Source organism: Faecalicatena faecalis (assembly GCF_012524165.2).
GTDB classification, from domain to species: Bacteria; Bacillota; Clostridia; order Lachnospirales; family Lachnospiraceae; genus Faecalicatena_A; species Faecalicatena_A faecalis.
Map to the genome: position 1 here is coordinate 121,640 of NZ_JABACJ020000008.1, position 18,969 is coordinate 140,608.

18 protein-coding genes are annotated in these 18,969 nt (G+C 45.4%); 9 read left to right on the top strand and 9 right to left on the bottom strand.

The window, feature by feature from the left end:
• Positions 1-52: 52 nt before the first annotated feature.
• From zwf to HGO97_RS10520, 3 genes are read right to left on the bottom strand one after another with little or no spacing between them, the layout of a single operon-like run.
• On the bottom strand, positions 53-1,450 hold the full coding sequence (gene zwf, locus HGO97_RS10510; protein WP_216241451.1) for a glucose-6-phosphate dehydrogenase: 1,398 nt from the start codon (positions 1,448-1,450) through the stop codon (positions 53-55).
• A gap of 2 nt (positions 1,451-1,452) precedes the next feature.
• Positions 1,453-2,865, bottom strand: coding sequence for a decarboxylating NADP(+)-dependent phosphogluconate dehydrogenase (gnd, locus tag HGO97_RS10515; RefSeq protein ID WP_216241337.1), 1,413 nt, complete (start codon positions 2,863-2,865; stop codon positions 1,453-1,455).
• A gap of 35 nt (positions 2,866-2,900) precedes the next feature.
• Positions 2,901-3,932 (bottom strand): lactonase family protein, encoded by a 1,032-nt coding sequence (locus tag HGO97_RS10520; protein ID WP_216241338.1) that lies wholly within the window; start codon positions 3,930-3,932, stop codon positions 2,901-2,903.
• Positions 3,933-4,250: 318 nt separating this feature from the next.
• On the opposite strand from HGO97_RS10520, the gene HGO97_RS10525 reads away from it, so the two are divergent.
• A complete protein-coding gene (locus HGO97_RS10525; RefSeq protein ID WP_216241340.1) occupies positions 4,251-5,780 on the top strand; it encodes a Na+/H+ antiporter NhaC family protein in 1,530 nt (509 codons plus the stop codon).
• Entirely contained in the window at positions 5,773-6,381 is a 609-nt protein-coding gene (locus HGO97_RS10530; RefSeq protein ID WP_216241343.1) for a C39 family peptidase, read from the top strand. Before HGO97_RS10525 ends, HGO97_RS10530 begins: the two co-directional genes overlap by 8 nt.
• Before the next feature lie 59 nt (positions 6,382-6,440).
• On the opposite strand, the gene asnA is transcribed toward HGO97_RS10530, so the two are convergent.
• From asnA to HGO97_RS10545, 3 genes are all read right to left on the bottom strand, one after another.
• Positions 6,441-7,451: an aspartate--ammonia ligase gene (gene asnA, locus HGO97_RS10535; RefSeq protein WP_216241346.1), complete on the bottom strand. Its 1,011-nt coding sequence runs from the start codon at positions 7,449-7,451 to the stop codon at positions 6,441-6,443.
• 172 nt (positions 7,452-7,623) lie between these two features.
• A complete protein-coding gene (locus tag HGO97_RS10540) occupies positions 7,624-7,956 on the bottom strand; it encodes a ketosteroid isomerase family protein (RefSeq protein WP_216241348.1) in 333 nt (110 codons plus the stop codon).
• Between the two features lie 12 nt (positions 7,957-7,968).
• The gene (locus HGO97_RS10545; protein ID WP_216241351.1) at positions 7,969-8,757 is read right to left on the bottom strand and encodes an SDR family oxidoreductase; all 789 of its coding nucleotides are present in this window, start codon (positions 8,755-8,757) and stop codon (positions 7,969-7,971) included.
• Positions 8,758-8,894: 137 nt separating this feature from the next.
• Between HGO97_RS10545 and pdxR the strand changes: the two genes are divergently transcribed.
• The 5 genes from pdxR to HGO97_RS10570 all read left to right on the top strand — a co-directional run bounded on the left by pdxR (position 8,895) and on the right by HGO97_RS10570 (position 13,952).
• A complete protein-coding gene (gene pdxR, locus HGO97_RS10550; RefSeq protein ID WP_246597401.1) occupies positions 8,895-10,319 on the top strand; it encodes a MocR-like pyridoxine biosynthesis transcription factor PdxR in 1,425 nt (474 codons plus the stop codon).
• A gap of 538 nt (positions 10,320-10,857) precedes the next feature.
• Entirely contained in the window at positions 10,858-11,859 is a 1,002-nt protein-coding gene (locus HGO97_RS10555) for a helix-turn-helix transcriptional regulator (protein WP_216241353.1), read from the top strand.
• Positions 11,860-11,880: 21 nt separating this feature from the next.
• The gene (locus HGO97_RS10560; RefSeq protein WP_216241355.1) at positions 11,881-12,777 is read left to right on the top strand and encodes a TMEM198/TM7SF3 family protein; all 897 of its coding nucleotides are present in this window, start codon (positions 11,881-11,883) and stop codon (positions 12,775-12,777) included.
• Positions 12,778-12,864: 87 nt separating this feature from the next.
• Positions 12,865-13,083, top strand: a complete 219-nt coding sequence (locus tag HGO97_RS10565) for a hypothetical protein (protein ID WP_216241357.1) — start codon at positions 12,865-12,867, stop codon at positions 13,081-13,083.
• Between the two features lie 38 nt (positions 13,084-13,121).
• On the top strand, positions 13,122-13,952 hold the full coding sequence (locus HGO97_RS10570) for a PHP-associated domain-containing protein (protein WP_216241359.1): 831 nt from the start codon (positions 13,122-13,124) through the stop codon (positions 13,950-13,952).
• Between the two features lie 12 nt (positions 13,953-13,964).
• Here the strand turns inward: HGO97_RS10570 and HGO97_RS10575 are convergent, their stop codons facing one another.
• Both HGO97_RS10575 and HGO97_RS10580 read right to left on the bottom strand, forming a co-directional pair.
• A complete protein-coding gene (locus tag HGO97_RS10575; protein ID WP_216241361.1) occupies positions 13,965-14,639 on the bottom strand; it encodes an MgtC/SapB family protein in 675 nt (224 codons plus the stop codon).
• A 55-nt stretch (positions 14,640-14,694) separates the two neighbouring features.
• A complete protein-coding gene (locus tag HGO97_RS10580) occupies positions 14,695-15,615 on the bottom strand; it encodes a putative ABC transporter permease (RefSeq protein WP_216241364.1) in 921 nt (306 codons plus the stop codon).
• 158 nt (positions 15,616-15,773) lie between these two features.
• Between HGO97_RS10580 and HGO97_RS10585 the strand changes: the two genes are divergently transcribed.
• Complete coding sequence (locus tag HGO97_RS10585; RefSeq protein ID WP_216241366.1) at positions 15,774-16,001, top strand: FeoA family protein; 228 nt, start codon at positions 15,774-15,776, stop codon at positions 15,999-16,001.
• On the top strand, positions 15,998-18,043 hold the full coding sequence (gene feoB / locus HGO97_RS10590; RefSeq protein WP_216241368.1) for a ferrous iron transport protein B: 2,046 nt from the start codon (positions 15,998-16,000) through the stop codon (positions 18,041-18,043). The genes HGO97_RS10585 and feoB overlap by 4 nt, the downstream gene beginning before the upstream one ends.
• Before the next feature lie 10 nt (positions 18,044-18,053).
• On the opposite strand, the gene truA is transcribed toward feoB, so the two are convergent.
• Complete coding sequence (gene truA, locus HGO97_RS10595) at positions 18,054-18,785, bottom strand: tRNA pseudouridine(38-40) synthase TruA (protein ID WP_216241456.1); 732 nt, start codon at positions 18,783-18,785, stop codon at positions 18,054-18,056.
• Positions 18,786-18,969: the final 184 nt, after the last annotated feature.

An 18,969-nucleotide genomic window follows, 5' to 3' on the forward strand; every position in this document is an offset into this window, starting at 1 on the left:
AGAAGCAGCGGATGCAGTCCGTTGCTTCTTCTTTTTATGTGAGGAAATAAGATTATTCGATCCACCTGTGCCCTGCTTTTTCCAGAAATTCTTCCGATTCCTTCGGACCATGCATCCCCTGGGCATAGGGATATACGGGAAGATTTTTTTCTTTGAAAAGTTGCTTTAACTGTTCAATATAATTCCAACTAATTTCAATTTGATCCCATTGGGAGAACCAGGAACGTTCTCCAGCGATACAGGCGGTTAAAAGCCGTTCATATGCTTCCGGGGTATTCAACTGGTGGATGATATTACAGTTCTGACAGAAATCCATTTTTGTCGGGATAATCTCTTCAGTATCACCAGGGCGTTTGATGTTGAACTGTAGATAGACGCCCTCTGTGGGCTGTATTTTAATGGTCAGGATATCTGGTTCTACTTCTGGCATAGAGCGTCGAAATACAATGGATACCTCCATCTGTCTTGTTCCCGTCTTTTTTCCAGTCCGAATATAAAATGGTGTGCCGCTCCAACGCTCATTGTCGATGAAGAGGCGAAGCCCTGCAAAGGTCTCAGTCGAGGAATCAGGCGATACTAACGGCTCTTCACGATATCCTTCGTATTGTCCCAGTATCAGGGTATCCTCTATGGAGGCTTCTGATGCCGGACGAAGAGATCTTAATACGTTCAATTGTTCTTGGTGCATCTGCGTGCTGTTGAAGACTTCGGGCCGTTCCATGGCAACGATGGAAAGAATCTGGAACAGGTGATTCTGTACCATATCTTTTAAGGCACCGCTGGCATCGTAGTATCCGCCTCTTGTTTCTACGCCGACATCCTCCAGTGCGGAAATCTGAACGGATTCGATATACCGTGAATTCCAGACATCTGTAAAGATCGGGTTCGTAAAACGAATGGCCTGGATGTTGCGGACCATTTCTTTTCCAAGATAGTGGTCGATCCGGTAGATTTGTTCTGGCCCAAAATGACGTTCCAGCTGTTGGTTCAGCTTTTCTGCCGCCTCCAGATTTTCCCCGAAAGGTTTTTCTATGATTACCTTTCCGTGACAGGCGCCGCACACTGTTTCCAGACCATCTGCGATGACGGTGAAGAACCTTGGAGCTACAGCCAGATAAAAAATATGGGACGTGATGTCATCCTGCGAAAAATATTCGTTCAGTCTCTGATAATCCTGCTGGTTGGACAAATCCATGCGGAAATAGGCAAGGAGTTCAGAAAACTTGGAAAAGTCTTCCTTCGTGTACGGCAGGCGGGTGAATTTCTCGACCCATTCCTCGGCCAGCAGGCGATAGGAATCGCTGTCATAATCCCGGCGTCCGATAATGACGATCCGGCTGTCTTTCGGAAGTTTTTTCGTGAGGTACATAGTATAAAGGGCGGGCAGCAGCTTTCGGAAGGTCAGATCGCCTGTGCCGCCGAAAATGGTGATATTGGTATGGATTTTCATCATTATTTCCTCCATTCGTGGTGAAAGGTGCCCTCCCGATCGGTTCTTTCATAGGTATGGGCGCCAAAACAATCCCGTTGTGCCTGGATTAAATTTGCCCCGCTTGCAACAGAAGAAAATTCATCCAGGTAGGAGACCGCATTTGCAAAGGCAGGAACCGGCAGACCTCCCAAGACAGCAGTGGAAACGACTTCCCGCAGATTGCCCTGGTTCTCATTAATACGGTCAAGGAAGAATTCATCCAGAATCAGATTATCTAATTTTGGATTTCTTGTATATGCCTTTGTGATGTCATTTAAAAATATGGCCTGGATGATACATCCGGCACGGAAGATCGAAGCAATCTTTCCAAGGTCCAGATTCCAGTCAAACTGGTCAGAGGCATCCTTCATCAGGGAAAATCCCTGTGCGTAGGCGATGATCTTTCCAGCATAAAGGGCATTTTTGACCATGTCAGCAAATTCCTTTTTATCTGGAAAAGAATAGCTGTGTGATGGTTCATAAATCCTCGAAGCCGCAAGTTGGCGCTGTTTTAGGTGGTTCGACATGACACGGGCATTGCAGGCGGCAGTGATCATGGAGATATCGACGCCCTGATGCAGAGATTCGATGCTGGCCCAGCGGCCTGTACCTTTTTGTTTGGCACTGTCCAGGATATGATCAATGAGATCCCCGGGTGCAAGGTCGTCCTTTTCTCGGAAAATGTCCGCGGTGATTGCAATCAGATAGCTTTGAAGTTCACCCTCATTCCATTCATGGAAGGTATCGGCGAGCTCCTCATTGGTGAATCCTCCGGCATATTTCAGAAGAAGATAGGCCTCCGCAATAAGCTGCATGTCAGCATATTCGATTCCGTTGTGGACCATTTTTACATAATGTCCGGCGCCCATGGGGCCGATGTAGGTGCAGCAGGGCTCTTCCATCGCCTTGGCAGCAATCGCTTCCAGGATGGGGCTGACTTCGTCATAGGCATCCCGGCTGCCGCCCGGCATAATGGAAGGACCGCGGCGCGCGCCCTCTTCCCCGCCGGACACCCCCACGCCCAGATAGCGGATTCCCAGATCCTCCAGCTTAGTAAAGCGGCGGTTGGTGTCCTCAAAATAAGAGTTTCCCCCGTCCATGATGATGTCCCCCTCTTCCAGAAGCGGAAGAAGCTGGTCGATTACAGTATCCACTGGTTTACCTGCCTGAATCATCAGAAAAATCCTGCGCGGACGTTTCAAAGAGTAGACGAGTTCTGCCAGATTGTAGAACGCGGTGATATTCTTGTGTGGGTGTTCCTTCATCACCTGCTCTGTGACTTCGGGGCTGCGGTTATAAACGGCTGTCTGAAAACCGTGATCTGCCATATTTTGAGCAAGACTGCGGCCCATGACAGACAGACCGATCAGTCCAATATCTAATAAATTTTTCATATGCTAAATTCTCCTTTACTTTTTTGTTGGGCCGGTTATTGAAAGGCACAGTCTGTTTCATCCAGGACAATACTGACTGCCTCAAAGGCTGGGACTCTGGAACAGATGGGGCCAAGCATTCCATTTTTCGAATCGACAGGGAAGCATACCAGGCCTCCCTCTGTCCGGTTCACCGCTAAGAGGTATCGGCCGTCGGGGGTGAGAAGGATATCCCGCGGGTGGATGCCGCCGCTTCCTGTCTGTTGAATCATGACGGCGCCGTCCTGCTTCAATTCGAAGACAGAGATGACATCTGCAAACCGGGTAGAAATATACAGATACCGTTCATCCGGTGATAGACGGATGGCCGCCGATGTGGGGGCGGTGGTGAAATCTGCAGATTGTTCCAGCAGTGGATGAACACTCATCAGGCGGAAGTTCGGAGCAGGATTTCCAGGTGTTTTTTCAACCGCAAATAGATAAAGTTCATTGCTTAACTCGCTGACGACGAATAAGTGCCGATGATCCCGTGTAAAGATTCCGTGGCGCGGACCCGTTTTGGGAGGGAAGGGAATGACTCCTATCTGGTGAAAATCTTGTTCTGGATCAAAGATGCGGATTTCATCCAGTAAAAGGCACGGAACCAGCAGAAGGCCATCATGGAATATGATTTGATGGCATCCAGCCTTTGGAGCGATTTCGATTCGCTTGAAGGGGGTGATTCCCTGCCCTGTCTTCTGATAGATCAGGACAAGTCCCTCATGATAATTCGCTGTATAAATGAAATTCTCATCCTGCGTAATAAAGCAGGAGGTGGTCAGCTCCTTGAAAAGGTGATCTAACAGTACAGGTTCGGTACTGGTCACGTTCAAAAGGGAAATCCCTGCGTCATCCCCCTTTTGGACAGGAGCCGCTAAAAGTCCCTTATAAAGTGATAGATATTTACAGTCCAAGGCTTCATAATACAGCTCTGGCTTAGAAAGCTGTCCCGTACTGGTGTCAAGAGAGAACCGATAGATGCCCTTACTTTGCGGGGAGGCATAAGTCCCCAGGTAGCCAGTCAATATATGAGAAACAGATAAATTCATGTAGGTCTCCTTTCTTTTAGAAAAATAATGAAACAATTATGTAATGAAAATAATTACAGTTCTTAACTGTAATTATAGACGTTACAGAAAATAATGTCAAGTAATAACGACTCATTAAGGATAGTTTCCCAAGAAATTGATTTTTCAAACATGCCGCTGTATGAATTTAGGAAAACTCTGATAAAGGGGGAGCAAAAGGGCTTTCTCCTCCTTTGCAAATTTCTACAAAAAAGGATTGTATATTACGCGTTAATTCGCTAAAATGTATATAGTGTCGGCTATATACGAACTAAGATTGAAGAGAGAGAGGGTTACTTTATGGATGGTTCAATGTTTATCGGAACTTGGTGGTCACTCGTACCGCCGCTTTTAGCCATTATCCTGGCTTTTGTAACAAAAGAGGTGTACAGTTCCCTGTTTATCGGTGTTGCCGTGGGGGCGCTGCTTTACACAGGATTTCATCCGTGGGATTCGTTCGTTGCGTTTTTTGATATTATGAAAAGCAGCATGAATCTGAATATTTTGATTTTCGATGTCCTGCTGGGCATGATCATTGTACTCATGTCAAAGTCGGGCGGTTCTGCGGCCTACGGAAACTGGGCGGGAAGGAAGATCAAGACGAAGAAGAGTGCACTTCTAGCGACCACGGGGCTTGGAATACTGATCTTTGTGGATGACTATTTTAACTGTCTGACGGTCGGTTCCGTTATGAGACCAGTCACTGACAGATATAAGGTATCCAGAGCGAAGCTGGCATACATCATTGATGCCACAGCGGCCCCGGTCTGTATTATCGCTCCGATCTCAAGCTGGGCAGCAGCCGTGAACTCCTATGTACCGGAGGATGCAGGAATCACAGGTTTTCAACTGTTTTTAAGGACGATTCCTTATAATCTGTACGCACTGCTTACCATTGCGATGGTCCTGTATATTATTATTTCAGGCTTTGATTTCGGTCTGATGAAAAAACATGAAGCAAATGCGGCAAAAGGTGACCTTTTTACCACTGGTGCAGAAGAATTTGAACAGATCAAGGAGGAGACTACCTCTTCCAAGGGCAGAGTGATCGACCTTGTGCTTCCTGTTGCGGTCCTAATCGCATCTGCGATTTCAGCGATGATCTACACAGGCTTCCAGGGCGGGGCTTCTGATATTGTATCCGCTTTTGCCGGTTGTGATGCAGAGACAAGCCTGATTTTTGCAACGCTCATTACAGTACTGTTCATGCTGGTCTTATACCTTCCAAGGAAGGTCATCACATTCAAAGGATTCATGGAAAGCTTTGTGGATGGATTTAAACTGATGATTCCAGCCGTTGCGATCCTGATTTTTGCATGGTCCCTGAAAGGAATGGGAGATGCTCTTGGAATCTCTGAATTTGTCGGCGGTGTTGTCGGTGAGAATGCATCAGCAAGTATTGCAGTTCCGGCCATCATGTTCATGATTGCGATTTTCCTTGCATTTTCAACTGGAACAAGCTGGGGAACATTCGCAATTTTAGTACCTATCGTAGTGGGAATGTTCTCAAGCTCCAATAATCTGGAGATGATGATCATCGCTGTATCAGCAGTTCTGGCAGGAGCAGTATGCGGAGATCACGTATCCCCGATTTCAGATACGACCGTTATGTCCTCGGCCGGAGCACAGAGCAATCATATCAACCACGTATCCACGCAGATGCAGTATGCGGTGGTAGTTGCAGTCGTATGTATCATCGGCTATATCATTGCCGGATTTGTACAGGTATGGTGGATTACATTGGGCCTTAGCCTTGCGATTCTTTTGATTGTACTGACCTTTATGAAAAAATATACGGAAAGAAATGATACGGTGAAATTAGATGATTAAGATTGATGTACCTTACATAGACCAGAGCGTGAAATATCCGACGGGATGTGAGAGTGTATCCGCCGTCATGCTGCTTCAATTCCTGGGGTATGATATGACGGTGGATGAGTTCATAGAGAACTATCTGGAGCTTCAGGATTTTGAGGAAAAAGAGGGAGAGCTTCATGGACCGAACCCTTATGAGTGTTTCTGTGGAAGTCCCTATGATGAGGAATCTTTTGGCTGCTACGCTCCTGTGATCTGCAAAGCGTTAAGGAAGGCGGCAGGAGAGGAGTATGAAGTCATAGATGAGACAAATACGCCGATAGGGCAGCTCTTAGAGACATACATAGACCAGGGGATGCCGGTCATCTTCTGGGCCTGCATTAATATGCGGGAGCCGATTACCGGGCCATGCTGGAAACTGCACGGCTGTGGAGATACATTTACCTGGATTTCGAATGAACATTGCATGTTGTTAGTTGGATATGACGAGGAAGGCTACTATTTCAATGACCCTTACGAAAATAATGGTGTCATCCGTTATCCCAAAGCGGTCGTGGAGGACAGGCATGCTGCACAGCATTCACAGGCTGTGGGAGTAAAAAAAATCTATAAATAAAAGTAAGAAACGCTGCAGACGAATCAGAATCGATCGTCTGCAGCGTTTTTTCTTTCATTTTATAAAAGATGAATTCCGTTCTCCAGGGCACGGCTCTGGATTTCTTCCGGCCAGATAGAGGACTGTACCTCTCCGATATGTGCCTTTCTTAGATAATACATACAGATTCTGGACTGTCCGATACCTCCGCCTACTGTATAAGGAAGTTCTCCGTTCAAAAGAGCCTTCTGGAACATCAGTTCTGCCCGGTCTTCGCAGCCGGATAACTTTAATTGTCTCTTTAAAGATTCCTCATCCACGCGGATCCCCATGGAGGTCAGCTCCAATGCGATGTCCAGGACAGGATAGTATACAATGATATCCCCGTTCAATTCCCAGTCATCATAATCCGGTGCACGTCCGTCGTGTTTCTCCCCGGAGGCTAAGACCTTACCAATCTGGGAGATAAAGACTGCGCCTTTTGCTTTGGCGATGCGGTATTCCCTCTCCTTCGGAGTACGGTCAGGAAACATATCCTCCAGCTCCTGAGAGGTGATGAAGAAGATGTCGTCAGGAAGCAGAGGTTCAATATAGTTATAGCGGCGGGATATGTATTCTTCAGTCTCCTTTAAGGCGCTATAGACCTTGCGTACGGTATACTCAAGTGTCTCCATGTTGCGTTCCTCTTTGGAAATGATCTTTTCCCAGTCCCACTGATCCACGTAGAGAGAGTGGATATTATCGGTATCTTCATCCCGGCGGATGGCACTCATATCTGTGTAGAGGCCTTCACCTGAATGAAAGTCATAGTGCTTCAAAGCGTAACGCTTCCATTTGGCAAGGGAATGGACGATTTCTGCAGGTGCATCATCCTGTTCCCTGATTCCAAAAGTAACCGGGCGCTCTGTTCCGTTCAAATTATCATTCATTCCAGACTCCGGACGGACAAAAAATGGCGCTGATACACGGGTTAAATGCAGGGACTTAGCCAGTGAACGCTCAAAGTGGTCTTTGATTTCCTTAATTGCCACCTCAGTCTCACGAATCGTAAGAGGAGAGCGGTATCCCTGGGGGATTGTCAATTGTTCCATAATACATACTCCTTTGCCTTATTATTTATGCTGTAAACATAGTATCTATAAAAAATAGATATTCCTATTCTACCGTCTTAAGATAAAGAAGTCAATGCGAACTAAAAAAAGTTACGATCGCTCCTGTGTCTAATGCCGCTTGCAGGGCTGTCTATAGAACACCTGCCTGCATTTATTTCGGTCTTACAGAAAGCTTCTGAATCAATCCTTCCTCATTGGTATACCGGATCGTGGCAATCGCCATAACCATATACCCGGAATAATTGGCAACAAATTTTGCATGTCTTTCATCAATGATTTCGGGTTCAGATATACTGAATTTCCCAAATGTGAACTTATTTCGGAAGAACATATTGATTGCTTCCTTTCCATATACATGGTATTCCGGCTGCAGCGTCCCCTTCGGGCAGTGATCGACTAAAGTCCCATCACAGTCAAAAAGCTCAGCCAGCCCTTCATAGTCTCTGTTTTCCATTGTTTCGATATATTTTTGGATGATATTCATTTAAGGCCCCTCCTAGTATACTTTCTCAGAATTCAGCAGTGCATCGGTACCGCCGTCTACGAACAAGATATTTCCATTGATTCCAGCGGCGTATTTGGATGTCAAAAATACGATTGCCCCGGCAATCTCTTCCGGTACCATCAGTGCCTCCTGGCCGTAACGTGCAGGAATTGGAAGTGCGTTGAGCGCATCCCGGGCACTTCCCTGGAGAGCTGCAGTCATCGGCGTCTGTACGTTGCCCGGTGCTACCGCATTGACTCGGACCCCGCGTGCCGCCCAAGAAGAAGAAATCCTGCGGACCCAGCGTGCAAGAGCGTATTTGGTAGCTACATAAATACTATTGCCGACAGAAAGATTCGTGGAATCCCATTTACTGATCAAGTTCAGAATCATCTGTTCATTTCCTGAATTATTCAAAAGATCTACCAGGTCCATTCTCCCGGCACCCTGGGAAATCGTATTTGAGGAGGTGACGACACAGCACCCTTTTTTCTTGCGCAGCAGCTCAAATGATCCCTTAGCGAGCTCAATCGTTCCAAAATAATTCAGGGAAACGATCAACTGCAGATTTGATACAGCCCCGGATACTCCGGCGTTACAGATCAGGCCGTCCAGGCCGTCCGGGCATCTCTGGTGCAGCTCTTCGATTGCCTCACGTCTTCCTTCGCAGGAGGCAAGGTTTGCAGAAATATCCCCGCCCTTTAAATCAATATTGATTACCTCGTGTCCAGCCTCTTTTAAAAGTTTGACTGTCTGGCCTCCGATTCCTCCAGAGCCTCCGGTAATAGCATATGTCCCCATAATAGTTTCCTCCTTTACAGTTCTGATAGTTCTCATTATAATAGAAATTGACATGATGAAAATGCTCAATTTGATTATAAAAAATAAGGTCAGTTTAAAAATACAGTATCCTTGGCAGGAAAGGGGCAGAGTAGAAGATGATGTTAACGTATGAGATTACCAGGAGAGGGAAGACTCCGATCTATGAATATTTGTATCAATGTATCCGCAGGGATATCTTAAGTGGAGAAATCAAGGCAGGGGAAAAACTGCCCTCCAAGCGTTCCCTTGCCGCTCATCTGGATATCAGTGTGGTGACTGTGGAGAACGCATATTCCCAGCTTTTGCTGGAAGGATATATTTATTCTGTGGAATGCAGCGGCTACTATGTGAGCAGGTTGAGAGTGCAGAATACCTTCCGTGAGGATGAGGCTGCCCCGAAGCTGTATCAGGAAGAGGAGGCAAGTCCCTATTATGCGGATCTTCGGTGCAACCGGATCGGGATGCAGCATTTCCCTTTCTCAATTTGGTCAAAATTAATTCGCGAGGTCATAACAGCCCGGGATGAACGGCTGTTGAAGGCCGTTCCCTGCCGGGGCGTATTCGAGCTTCGGAAAGCTATCGCAGAGAATCTGCACCGCTTTAGAGGCATGAATGTATCCCCCTCTCAGATTGTCATCGGGGCGGGGACAGAGTTCCTCTACCAGGGACTGTTTCAGATTCTGGGCGAGGATGCCTTGTATGGGCTGGAGGAAATCGGATATTCGTATACATATGAATTGCTGGAACGTAATGGGGTGAAATGGAAACAAATCGAGATGGATGAGAACGGGATTTCAATCCGTTCCTTGCAGGAGAGTGGTTGTAACGTTATGCATGTGACCCCGGAACACCACTTTCCAACGGGAATTATTACGCCTATAGGAAGAAGGCAGGAGCTTTTGAACTGGGCACAAGAGAAGGGCGGCTACATCATTGAGGATAATTTTGATAGTGAATTCCGTTATGTGAATAAGTTAAGCCCTGCTCTTTTTTCCATGGATAAATCCGGCTGTGTCATTTATCTGAATACTTTTTCTAAAAGTATTGTACCTTCCATGCGCATCAGTTATATGGTACTGCCGGAGAAGCTGATGAAAAAATATGTGGAGAGGATGTGTTATTCCTCCTGCACAGTATCCTGTTTTGAACAGCATACACTGGCACGGTTTATCTCGGAAGGATATTTCGAGCGCCATCTGAACCGGACAAGGAATTTTTATAAAAAGCTAAAGGCACAGTTGATTCAGGAAATACAGGCATCGCCCTTGAATGAGATTTCTAAGATCAAGGAAGCAGAGGCCGGAACCTATTTCCTATTGAGATTAGAGACAAAGCTTACAGATGATGAGCTTGTGCTGCGGGCAAGGAAAAATGGAATCGATCTGGCCTGTTTTTCAGAATACTGCCGCAATCCTCAGAAAAGTAAGCCGCATATCCTGATTATCAATTATTCAGGAATCCGTATGGAGGCAATCCAGGAGACGGTTACCCGGCTTTTAAAGAGCGTGGTTCAAGAGAAATTATTTGATGAGACTAAATAGAAAGATAATTAAGAATAAAAATATAAAAAAACTAAAAATAGTGTTGACAAATTGCAAAACGAGTAGTATTATAAGTTTAACAAATAAAACTGAATGAACAATCAGTTAAAAAGAAGAAGTAATCTCGCAACAGAGAAGAAAGTTCTTCGTAAGTGAAAGTTCAAAAGGTTTTAACTTATCGGACATAAGTAGATGATCGGAACGGAAAAGATGGAGAATTATCATAATGACGAGAAAGTTATGAGAGAAGTAAAATCCATCATAAGAAGATCAATAGAATACGAAGTCCGATAGAAAAATTTATGAATAGGAGGTACGGACCACCAGCACATTTAATTTAAAAACCAAAACCGCTATCAATCAAAGATAGAGAAAGAGGTAAAAAAAGAATGATAGAGATATCACAGTAAAGATGGGTGTTAATCATTGATAGATTGGCATCCATCTTTACATTTGTGCAAACTCCTGTTAAAATATAGAAGATACTGGGGAATAAGGGCCCAGTGTGGGGAAAGAACATGATACAGGGGAGAACATTATGGCGAAATCATGTAATCAGAAGGAGAAGATTCTCTTCCTGATGAGGCTGTTCCAGGAGGAGACGGATGCACTGCATCCACTATCCAGGAAGGAACTGGAGGAGAAGCTTTTAGAGTACGGAATCCGCTCAGAGCGGAAGAGCCTGTATAATGATATTGAGACTCTAAAGAAGTTCGGAATGGATATTGCTTACAGGAAGGAACGCCCGGAAGGATATTATCTGGCAAATCACGAATTTGAACTTGCAGAGCTAAAGCTTTTGGTGGATGCTGTGCAGTCTTCCAGGTTCATTACAGAGCGAAAGTCCAACAGTCTGATCGGCAAGATCGAAGGGATGGCGAGTAAGTATGAGGCAAAGCAGTTGCAGCGCCAGGTGGTCGTAGCCGACAGAATCAAAGCGATGAACGAGAGCATCTACTATAATATAGATAAGATACATGCGGCAATTGCTTCGAATCAACAGATCCTATTCCAGTACTTTGAATGGACGATTCAGAAGACAACGAGGCTAAAGAAGGGCGGTGAGCCTTATCAAGTCAGTCCGTGGGCCTTACTATGGGATGATGAGAATTACTATTTGATCGGCTTTGATGTGGATGCCGGGATACTTAAGCATTTCAGAGTGGATAAGATGATCGGGATTCAGATATTGGAAGAACAAAGGGCTGGAAAAGAAGAGTTCGGAAGATTTGATCTTGCACATTATGCGAAAAAAACATTTGGTATGTTCGGTGGGGAGGAAGAGACCTTGCGTATCAGATTTCATAATAAATACATAGGCGTTGTCATCGATCGGTTTGGAAAAGATGTTTCCGTCAGGCCGGATGGAGAGCTGCATTTTGTTGCCCGTGTTGAAGTAGCGGTCAGTGAGCAGTTTTTCGGATGGATGGCCGGACTGGGGAAGGATGTGAAGATTCTTTCACCAACATATGTGGCAGATATGTATGTGGCACATTTAAAGGAGATTGCCGGGGTGTATGGCAGCGGGGAGCAGCAGTAGATAAATAATTAAGGGACAAAGGTGAATAAGATGGTTATGAATATGGATGTATTGTTAGAACGGATTCAGGTTCAGATGCAGTCTGGGATGACTGTTCTGATGGAAAAAGGAAGAGAGCTTGCGACAGTTGAGATGATCATGCTGGCGGGGGCAGCTGCGGTGGGACTTCTGTTCTGCTTCTTTGGTCTGAAGATGGTGAGGTTCTGGGCAGCAGTGTTCGGGTTGTCCGTTGGTTTTGCAGGAGGTTCATATCTGGCATCCTACTTTGGATTAGAGGGGTATATTCCTCTGATCATCGGAGGAGTGGCAGGAGTGATTCTGGCCGTGCTTGGAGGCGTATTCTATCGAGCAGGTGTCTTTTTGGTAGCATGGATCGTGGGAATTGCAGGCAGTGCTTATTTTCTGCAGCCAAAGGATTGGATCTTTGCCTTGATCTGCTTAGCAATTGGGCTGGTCATAGCACTGATCACATTAAAGTTTGCAGAGCCGGTGACAATGCTTGTCACAGCGATATTCGGAGGTGCCTTGGCAGGACAAGCTGGATATATCCTGCTTCCGATGAAGAATCTGATGATACAGATCGCAATGATCGTGGTGCTGATTATCCTGGGAATTCTGATTCAGTTCCTTTTGGAATCCAAGAGACGTAAGAGGCTGCATCTCAAGAAGGCAGATGAGATCCGCAAGACGACTTCTGTCGCAAATGAGGTGGATAAGGCCCGGGCCATGATGGAGGATCTGGATCAAGAAAAGTCAGGCGGGTACGATGAAGAAGAGGATGAGATTCTGGATCTGAATGAGATAGAAGACGAAGAATATGATGAAGAAGATGACGAAGAATATGATGAAGAAGATGACGAAGAATATGAGGACGATGACGACATCCAGTTTTTAACTCTGGATGACGATGATGAATAAGATAAAAAAAATAAATTTTAGCAAAGTCCGTTTTATGACACACCCTTTTTGATATGATAATTTCATATGAAGAAAGAGGTGTGTTTTATGTTATATGTAAAAAAATCATTTCTCAGCGGAATCGTAATGATCATCGGATCCATGGTCCTTATAGTATTGGCAATTCTCTATTGTTTTACAGAAATCCATATTCCGGGCTTTGTGTATACAATTGCATGGATTGGAAGCATTTTGGCAGTAGTGGATATTGTTAACAGAATAGAACGCAAAGAAGATGATTGCCAGTCCCTTCACAAAGTTGTATAATATAGATATCATTTAGTGGAAGTAAAGGGGGCTTGCTTATGAAGATTGATATGCACTGCCATGTAAAAGAAGGGTCTATTGATAGTAAAGTAAGCTTGGACGAATACATTACGATTCTAAAGAGCAAAGGATTCCAGGGGATGGTGATAACTGATCATAATACGTATAAGGGATACCGACACTGGAAGTATAATATGAAGGGCAAGGAGCATACAGACTTTGTGGTGCTCAAAGGGATTGAATACGATACCAGAGATGCAGGACACATCCTGGTGATTATGCCCGAGGGCGTGAAGATGCGGCTGCTGGAGATGCGCGGTATGCCGGTATCTGTCCTGATCGATTTGGTCCACCGAAACGGCGGAGTCTTAGGACCGGCCCACCCGTGCGGTGAGAAGTATCTAAGTATTACGAATACAAAAAGATTCTATACAAATCCTGAGATCATGAAGCGTTTCGATTTTGTAGAGGCTTATAACTGCTGCGAATCAGCCGCATCTAATGCGGGTGCCATGAAGCTTGCACAGAAGTATGGAAAGGTGACAGTAGGAGGAAGTGATTCCCATAAGCCGGGCTGTGTGGGACGAGCCTACACGATTCTGCCGGAGCCGGTGACCTGTGAGACAGAACTGATCTCGATGATTCACAAGAAGACGAAATTCGAGACCGGCGGTACTGCATACGAAAAGACAACGAAAGACCGGATCGGCAAGGTCAATAAGCTGCTGGTATATTCCTTCTGGTTCTATAATAAGGGCGGAGAATTATTAAGACGCCATGGCAGGAACGAAAAGATGGAGGTCGAGAATCCGATTGATCCGATCGACCCGATCGAGATGTATTACACAGGAGAGCAGAGGCTCTCCTGATGGAGATAATCCTCAGATGTCTACGGACTTGATCTGAGGATTTTCTTTTACTAATTGAATGACATCCTGATAAGTAAAATTTTCAGGAAATGCAACATTGAGCTTGATCTTTAGAGACGAATCATCCAGGCGAGTGACCTTCATCGTTATAATTTTCAAATCCTTGATTGAGAAAGAATCAGCGAGGAAGGACTGCAGGTCGGCGGTATCCTCAATGACCAGAGTGATCTGCTGAATCGTAGGAGTCTTGAGCCAGCGGAATCTGCGGTGCAGGATGACTTGAAAAAGGAGGATGCACAGTGTGGTCATGATACCGAGGACATACATTCCGGCACCGAAAGCCATCCCGATCCCGACTGTCGCCCAGATGCCGGCCGCTGTTGTGAGGCCGCTCACACTAAAGTTCCTTGTGAAGATGACACCAGCACCGAGGAATCCAATCGCGGTGACGACTCCTGCGGCCACACGGGAAGGATCGAGTCCAATATGGTCCAGTGCCAGGATATCCTGGAACCCGTATTTGGAGATGATCATCATGGCGGCAGAAGCCAGTGCGACAATCGTATGAGTCCGTATTCCCGCCGTCTTTAAATGATTCTCCCTCTCATATCCTACAGCCATGCCGCACAGAGCGGCACCGATGATTCTTATCAGGTATTCTAACTGGATTAAAACATGTGACCACATATCAAGTCCTCCTTTCAGGAGATGCATGTAAATAAGGACCGGCCGTTAAGATTCTTTATTTCTTTCTTTTCTCATTTAACTTTTTGCGAAGCTCTTCTAATTGAAGCTTATAGTTGCGGGATTCCATTTTCGGGAATGCCTTGACAAGACGTCGGCTGACTTTCGGTGTTTTGCTGCCCAATTCCTGATAACGTGCCTTTAAGCTTTCGATACGGCTGCGCATCTCTTCAGAGACATCCTGGGATTTTTCTTTGAAGCCGGCAGCGGTCTCCTGAGCCTTTTCACGCAGCCCGGCGGCAGTGCCCTGAGTTTTCTCTTTCAATTCAGCAGCAGCTTCATCCAGCTTCTGCCTGGATACTTCCTGCTTTTCTACGGCAACGAGGACCTTCTCATAGATATCCTCACCGATCTGATCTGAAATTTCGTGCAGCTCTGCAGCAATTTTCTCCATACTTGCCAGCCGCTTATTGAATTTGAAAATAGCAGATGCCGTTACATACAGATCAGCGAACATTGCGATTCCCAGTATGACCATCACTACGATCATCAGTGTATGTGGGAGCAGGGAAAGCAGCTTTGCAATCGGTGGATGGATAAAGTCCATGATCGCGACGCAGGCAACGCCCCATACAAGGGAAAAAATAAGACACACGTAGCCTCCTATATTGAAGGGCTGTTCCGAATAATCCCACCATTTATTATGGAAGATCTTATCCATGGCCCATCCGGTAATACCTTCAAGAAGCGTCACGAGGATAACGGATGAGATGTAAAGCAGGATCAGGTTTTCCTTATACGGTGTCAGAAGTGCGATGACAACAGTGACGCCGACTCCATAAATCGGACAGATCGGCCCATTCAAGAATCCACGGTTGACGAATTTGTGTTCTTTGACTGCTGCAAATCCAACCTCTGTACACCATCCTAAAAATCCATATACAAAAAAGTAAAGTAATATGTAGTAAATATCATTCATAATGTATGCCCCTCTTTCTATTATACTTTATAGAGTAAATGTTATGCCGAAAATTGTCAATGTGTTTGACTTATTGTTAAAAAAGTTCTATAATCTCTAATAGATAATAATTATCAATTACAAAAACAAAAATAAAGATGTTATTCACAGGAGATGCCATGAGGTTAAAAGAGGGAAAGAACCACCATACTTATCAGGTTCAGGATATCAATATTGAGCTGAATCTGGAACGAAGGCTTGAAGCTCTGGGGCTTACGACAGGCTCGAAGATCACCATTTTAAATAATGATAAAAAAGGTGCTGTCACAGTGCGATTCCGCGGAACACGGTTCGCTATGGGGCGCAGGATCGCAGATCATATTACAGTGGAGGAAATCGGGGAATGAGCAGAGAAATCATCAATGTGGGATTTATCGGAAATCCGAATTGCGGGAAAACAACCTTATTCAATGCTTATACAGGAGCGAATCTAAAGGTAGCCAATTGGCCGGGAGTTACGGTCGAGAAGAAGGAAGGGAAAGCTTTTTATAAAGACCAGGAGTTCAGACTGATCGATCTTCCGGGAATCTACAGCCTGACTTCTTATACGATGGAGGAGAAGGTCTCCAGGGAATGTATCATGAGTGATGAAGTGGATGTCATTGTAGATGTGGTAGACGCTTCCTGTCTGGAAAGAAACCTATATCTGACGCTGCAGTTGATCGAACTTGGAAAACCAGTTGTGCTGGCGCTTAATATGATGGATATCATAGAGGAGCGGGGGATGGAGATCGACCTTCACCGCCTTCCAGAGATGCTGGGGATTCCGGCAATTCCGGTATCAGCAAGGAAAAAGACGGGACTGGAGATTTTGATGCATGCGGTAGCGCACCATAAGGATTATGCGAAGCAGAGCCCATTCATCCATCACCATCCCCAGAGTACCAGACATGTACATAATCATCACAGTGAATATGCGATGGTATATCACGATGAGATCGAGGATAAAATTGACCTGATCATTGCCCAGTTCAATCAGAAATATCCTGAAATAGAAAATAAAAGATGGCATGCCATCAAAATGCTGGAACAGGATAAGGCAATTATGGAAAAATATCCTCTTGATCTGCCAGCAGTTCTGGACCGGAGTTACGAAAAAGACATCATTAACCAGAAGTATGATTTTATAGAAGAAATTATCCAGGAGACTCTGGTCAATAAGAGTCAGAAAGAGGAGAGGACAGATAAGATCGATCGGTATCTGACCAGCAGATGGCTGGGGCTTCCTATCTTCCTGGGCATCATGGGATTGGTCTTCTTTCTGACATTCACGGTGGGAGACTGGCTGAAAGGATACTTTGAGGTAGCTTTGGAATGGATTTCCGGTGGAGCGCTCGGCCTTCTTAATATGTGGCATGTAAGCCCTATGCTGCAATCCCTGATCGTAGACGGAATCATTTCCGGTGTGGGAGGAATCCTGACCTTTCTGCCCAACATTTTTATCCTGTTTTTGGCCCTGGCCTTTTTGGAGGACAGCGGATATATGGCAAGAGTTGCATTTGTCATGGATGATATCATGAGTCATTTGGGCTTGTCGGGAAGGGCATTTCTTCCCATGCTGCTGGGGTTCGGCTGCTCTGTACCTGCAATCATGGCATCCCGTGTATTGGAGCACAGAAAGGACCGGCTAAAGACCATTCTGGTAACACCGTTTATGTCATGCAGTGCCAGACTGCCGATCTATGTCCTGTTTTCATCGATGTTCTTTGGAAAGAATGCAATGATCGCATGCTATTCCATGTACATATTGGGAATCCTTGTGGCAATTACGGTCGCATTCGTCCTGTCAAAAATTGACGGGAGCAAGGCAGAACATGCGCTGCTGATCGAGCTGCCAGAATATAAGACGCCGAATGCCAGAACGATCGCTATTTATGTGTGGGAAAAGGTGAAGGATTATTTGAGCAAAGCAGGTACCGTGATTTTTGTTGCTTCTATTATTATGTGGTTCATTCTGAATTTTGGATTCGCGGGATATGTGACAGATATTTCTCAGAGCTTCGGCTCTATGATAGGAAAAGCGATCGTACCACTGTTTCGGCCGATCGGGCTGGGATATTGGCAGATCGTGGTGGCACTGATTGCGGGAATCGCGGCAAAAGAGGTGGTTGTCTCAAGCTGCAGTGTACTCTTTGGAATTCAAAATATCACGACGGCACATGGTATGACAAGCTTCGTCGGAACACTGGGAGCCATGGGATTCGGTGCGGCAAATGCATACGCGCTGATGGTGTTCTGCCTGCTCTATATTCCATGCACGGCTACCATTGCAACAATCAGACGTGAAGTGGGAAGCCGGAGACTGACATTCGGATTTGTGATGTTCCAATTGGCAGTTGCATGGATCGTGAGCTTTGCGGCATTCCATATTACAGGACTGTTCCTGTAGGAAGGGAATTTTAATATTCCACTTCCTGCAGAAATAATCCCTTTGGATCACAGGGAGCACTTGCAGATTCTTTTCCTGCAAAGATGGCTTCGATGCAATCCTTTTTTCTTTTATTAAGACCGATATCAAGCAGAGTGCCGATGATCATCCTCGGCATATTATGCAGGAAATCTTTAGCTTTCAAAGAAATCTGGATTTCGTCTCCATCACTGTAGATTTCGATATCATACAATTCCTTTTCTGTAGATTTGCTCTTTTTTACTGTAGAAAAGTTCTTGAAGTCATGTCTGCCGATCAAAAGAAGTGCGGCCTGCTGCATGACTGCGATATCCGGGGTCTTGAAGGCATAGTATGTATATTTTCGGTCGAATACACTGGGAACGGTGCCGATCGCGATGCGGTAAATGTAAGTCCTGGACTTCGCATTTAAAGAGGCGTGGAAGCGTTCCGGCATCTCTTCGGCGGAAAGCACAGCGATATCCATAGGCAGATAACGGTTCATATACTGCAGAATCTCGTGAGGCCTCATATCCGAGGTCGTCTTGAAATTGACTGTCTGGGCATAGGCATGTACCCCGACCTCGGTACGGGCGCCGCAGAATAATTCGACATCCTCGGCGGTCATCTTATGGATGACTTCTAATAGCTTATTGGAGATTGTATTTGTGGATTCCCCTTTGGCGCGCTGCCATCCCTGATAGCGGGAACCGTCGTATTCCAGTACTAATTTTATATTATGCATCATGTGTGTTTTCTCCTTTGTTCTATCAAACTTGATATCTCAATCTTACAGGAAAGAAAAAGAGAATGCAATATAATCCATGAGTTTGTTGAGAGATGTGGTTGATTTTCAATAGGGAGGGATACTATAATAAGGAAGTATAAAGTGGCTGCCTGGGAGGATCAGGATTAGATATCCCCTGCTC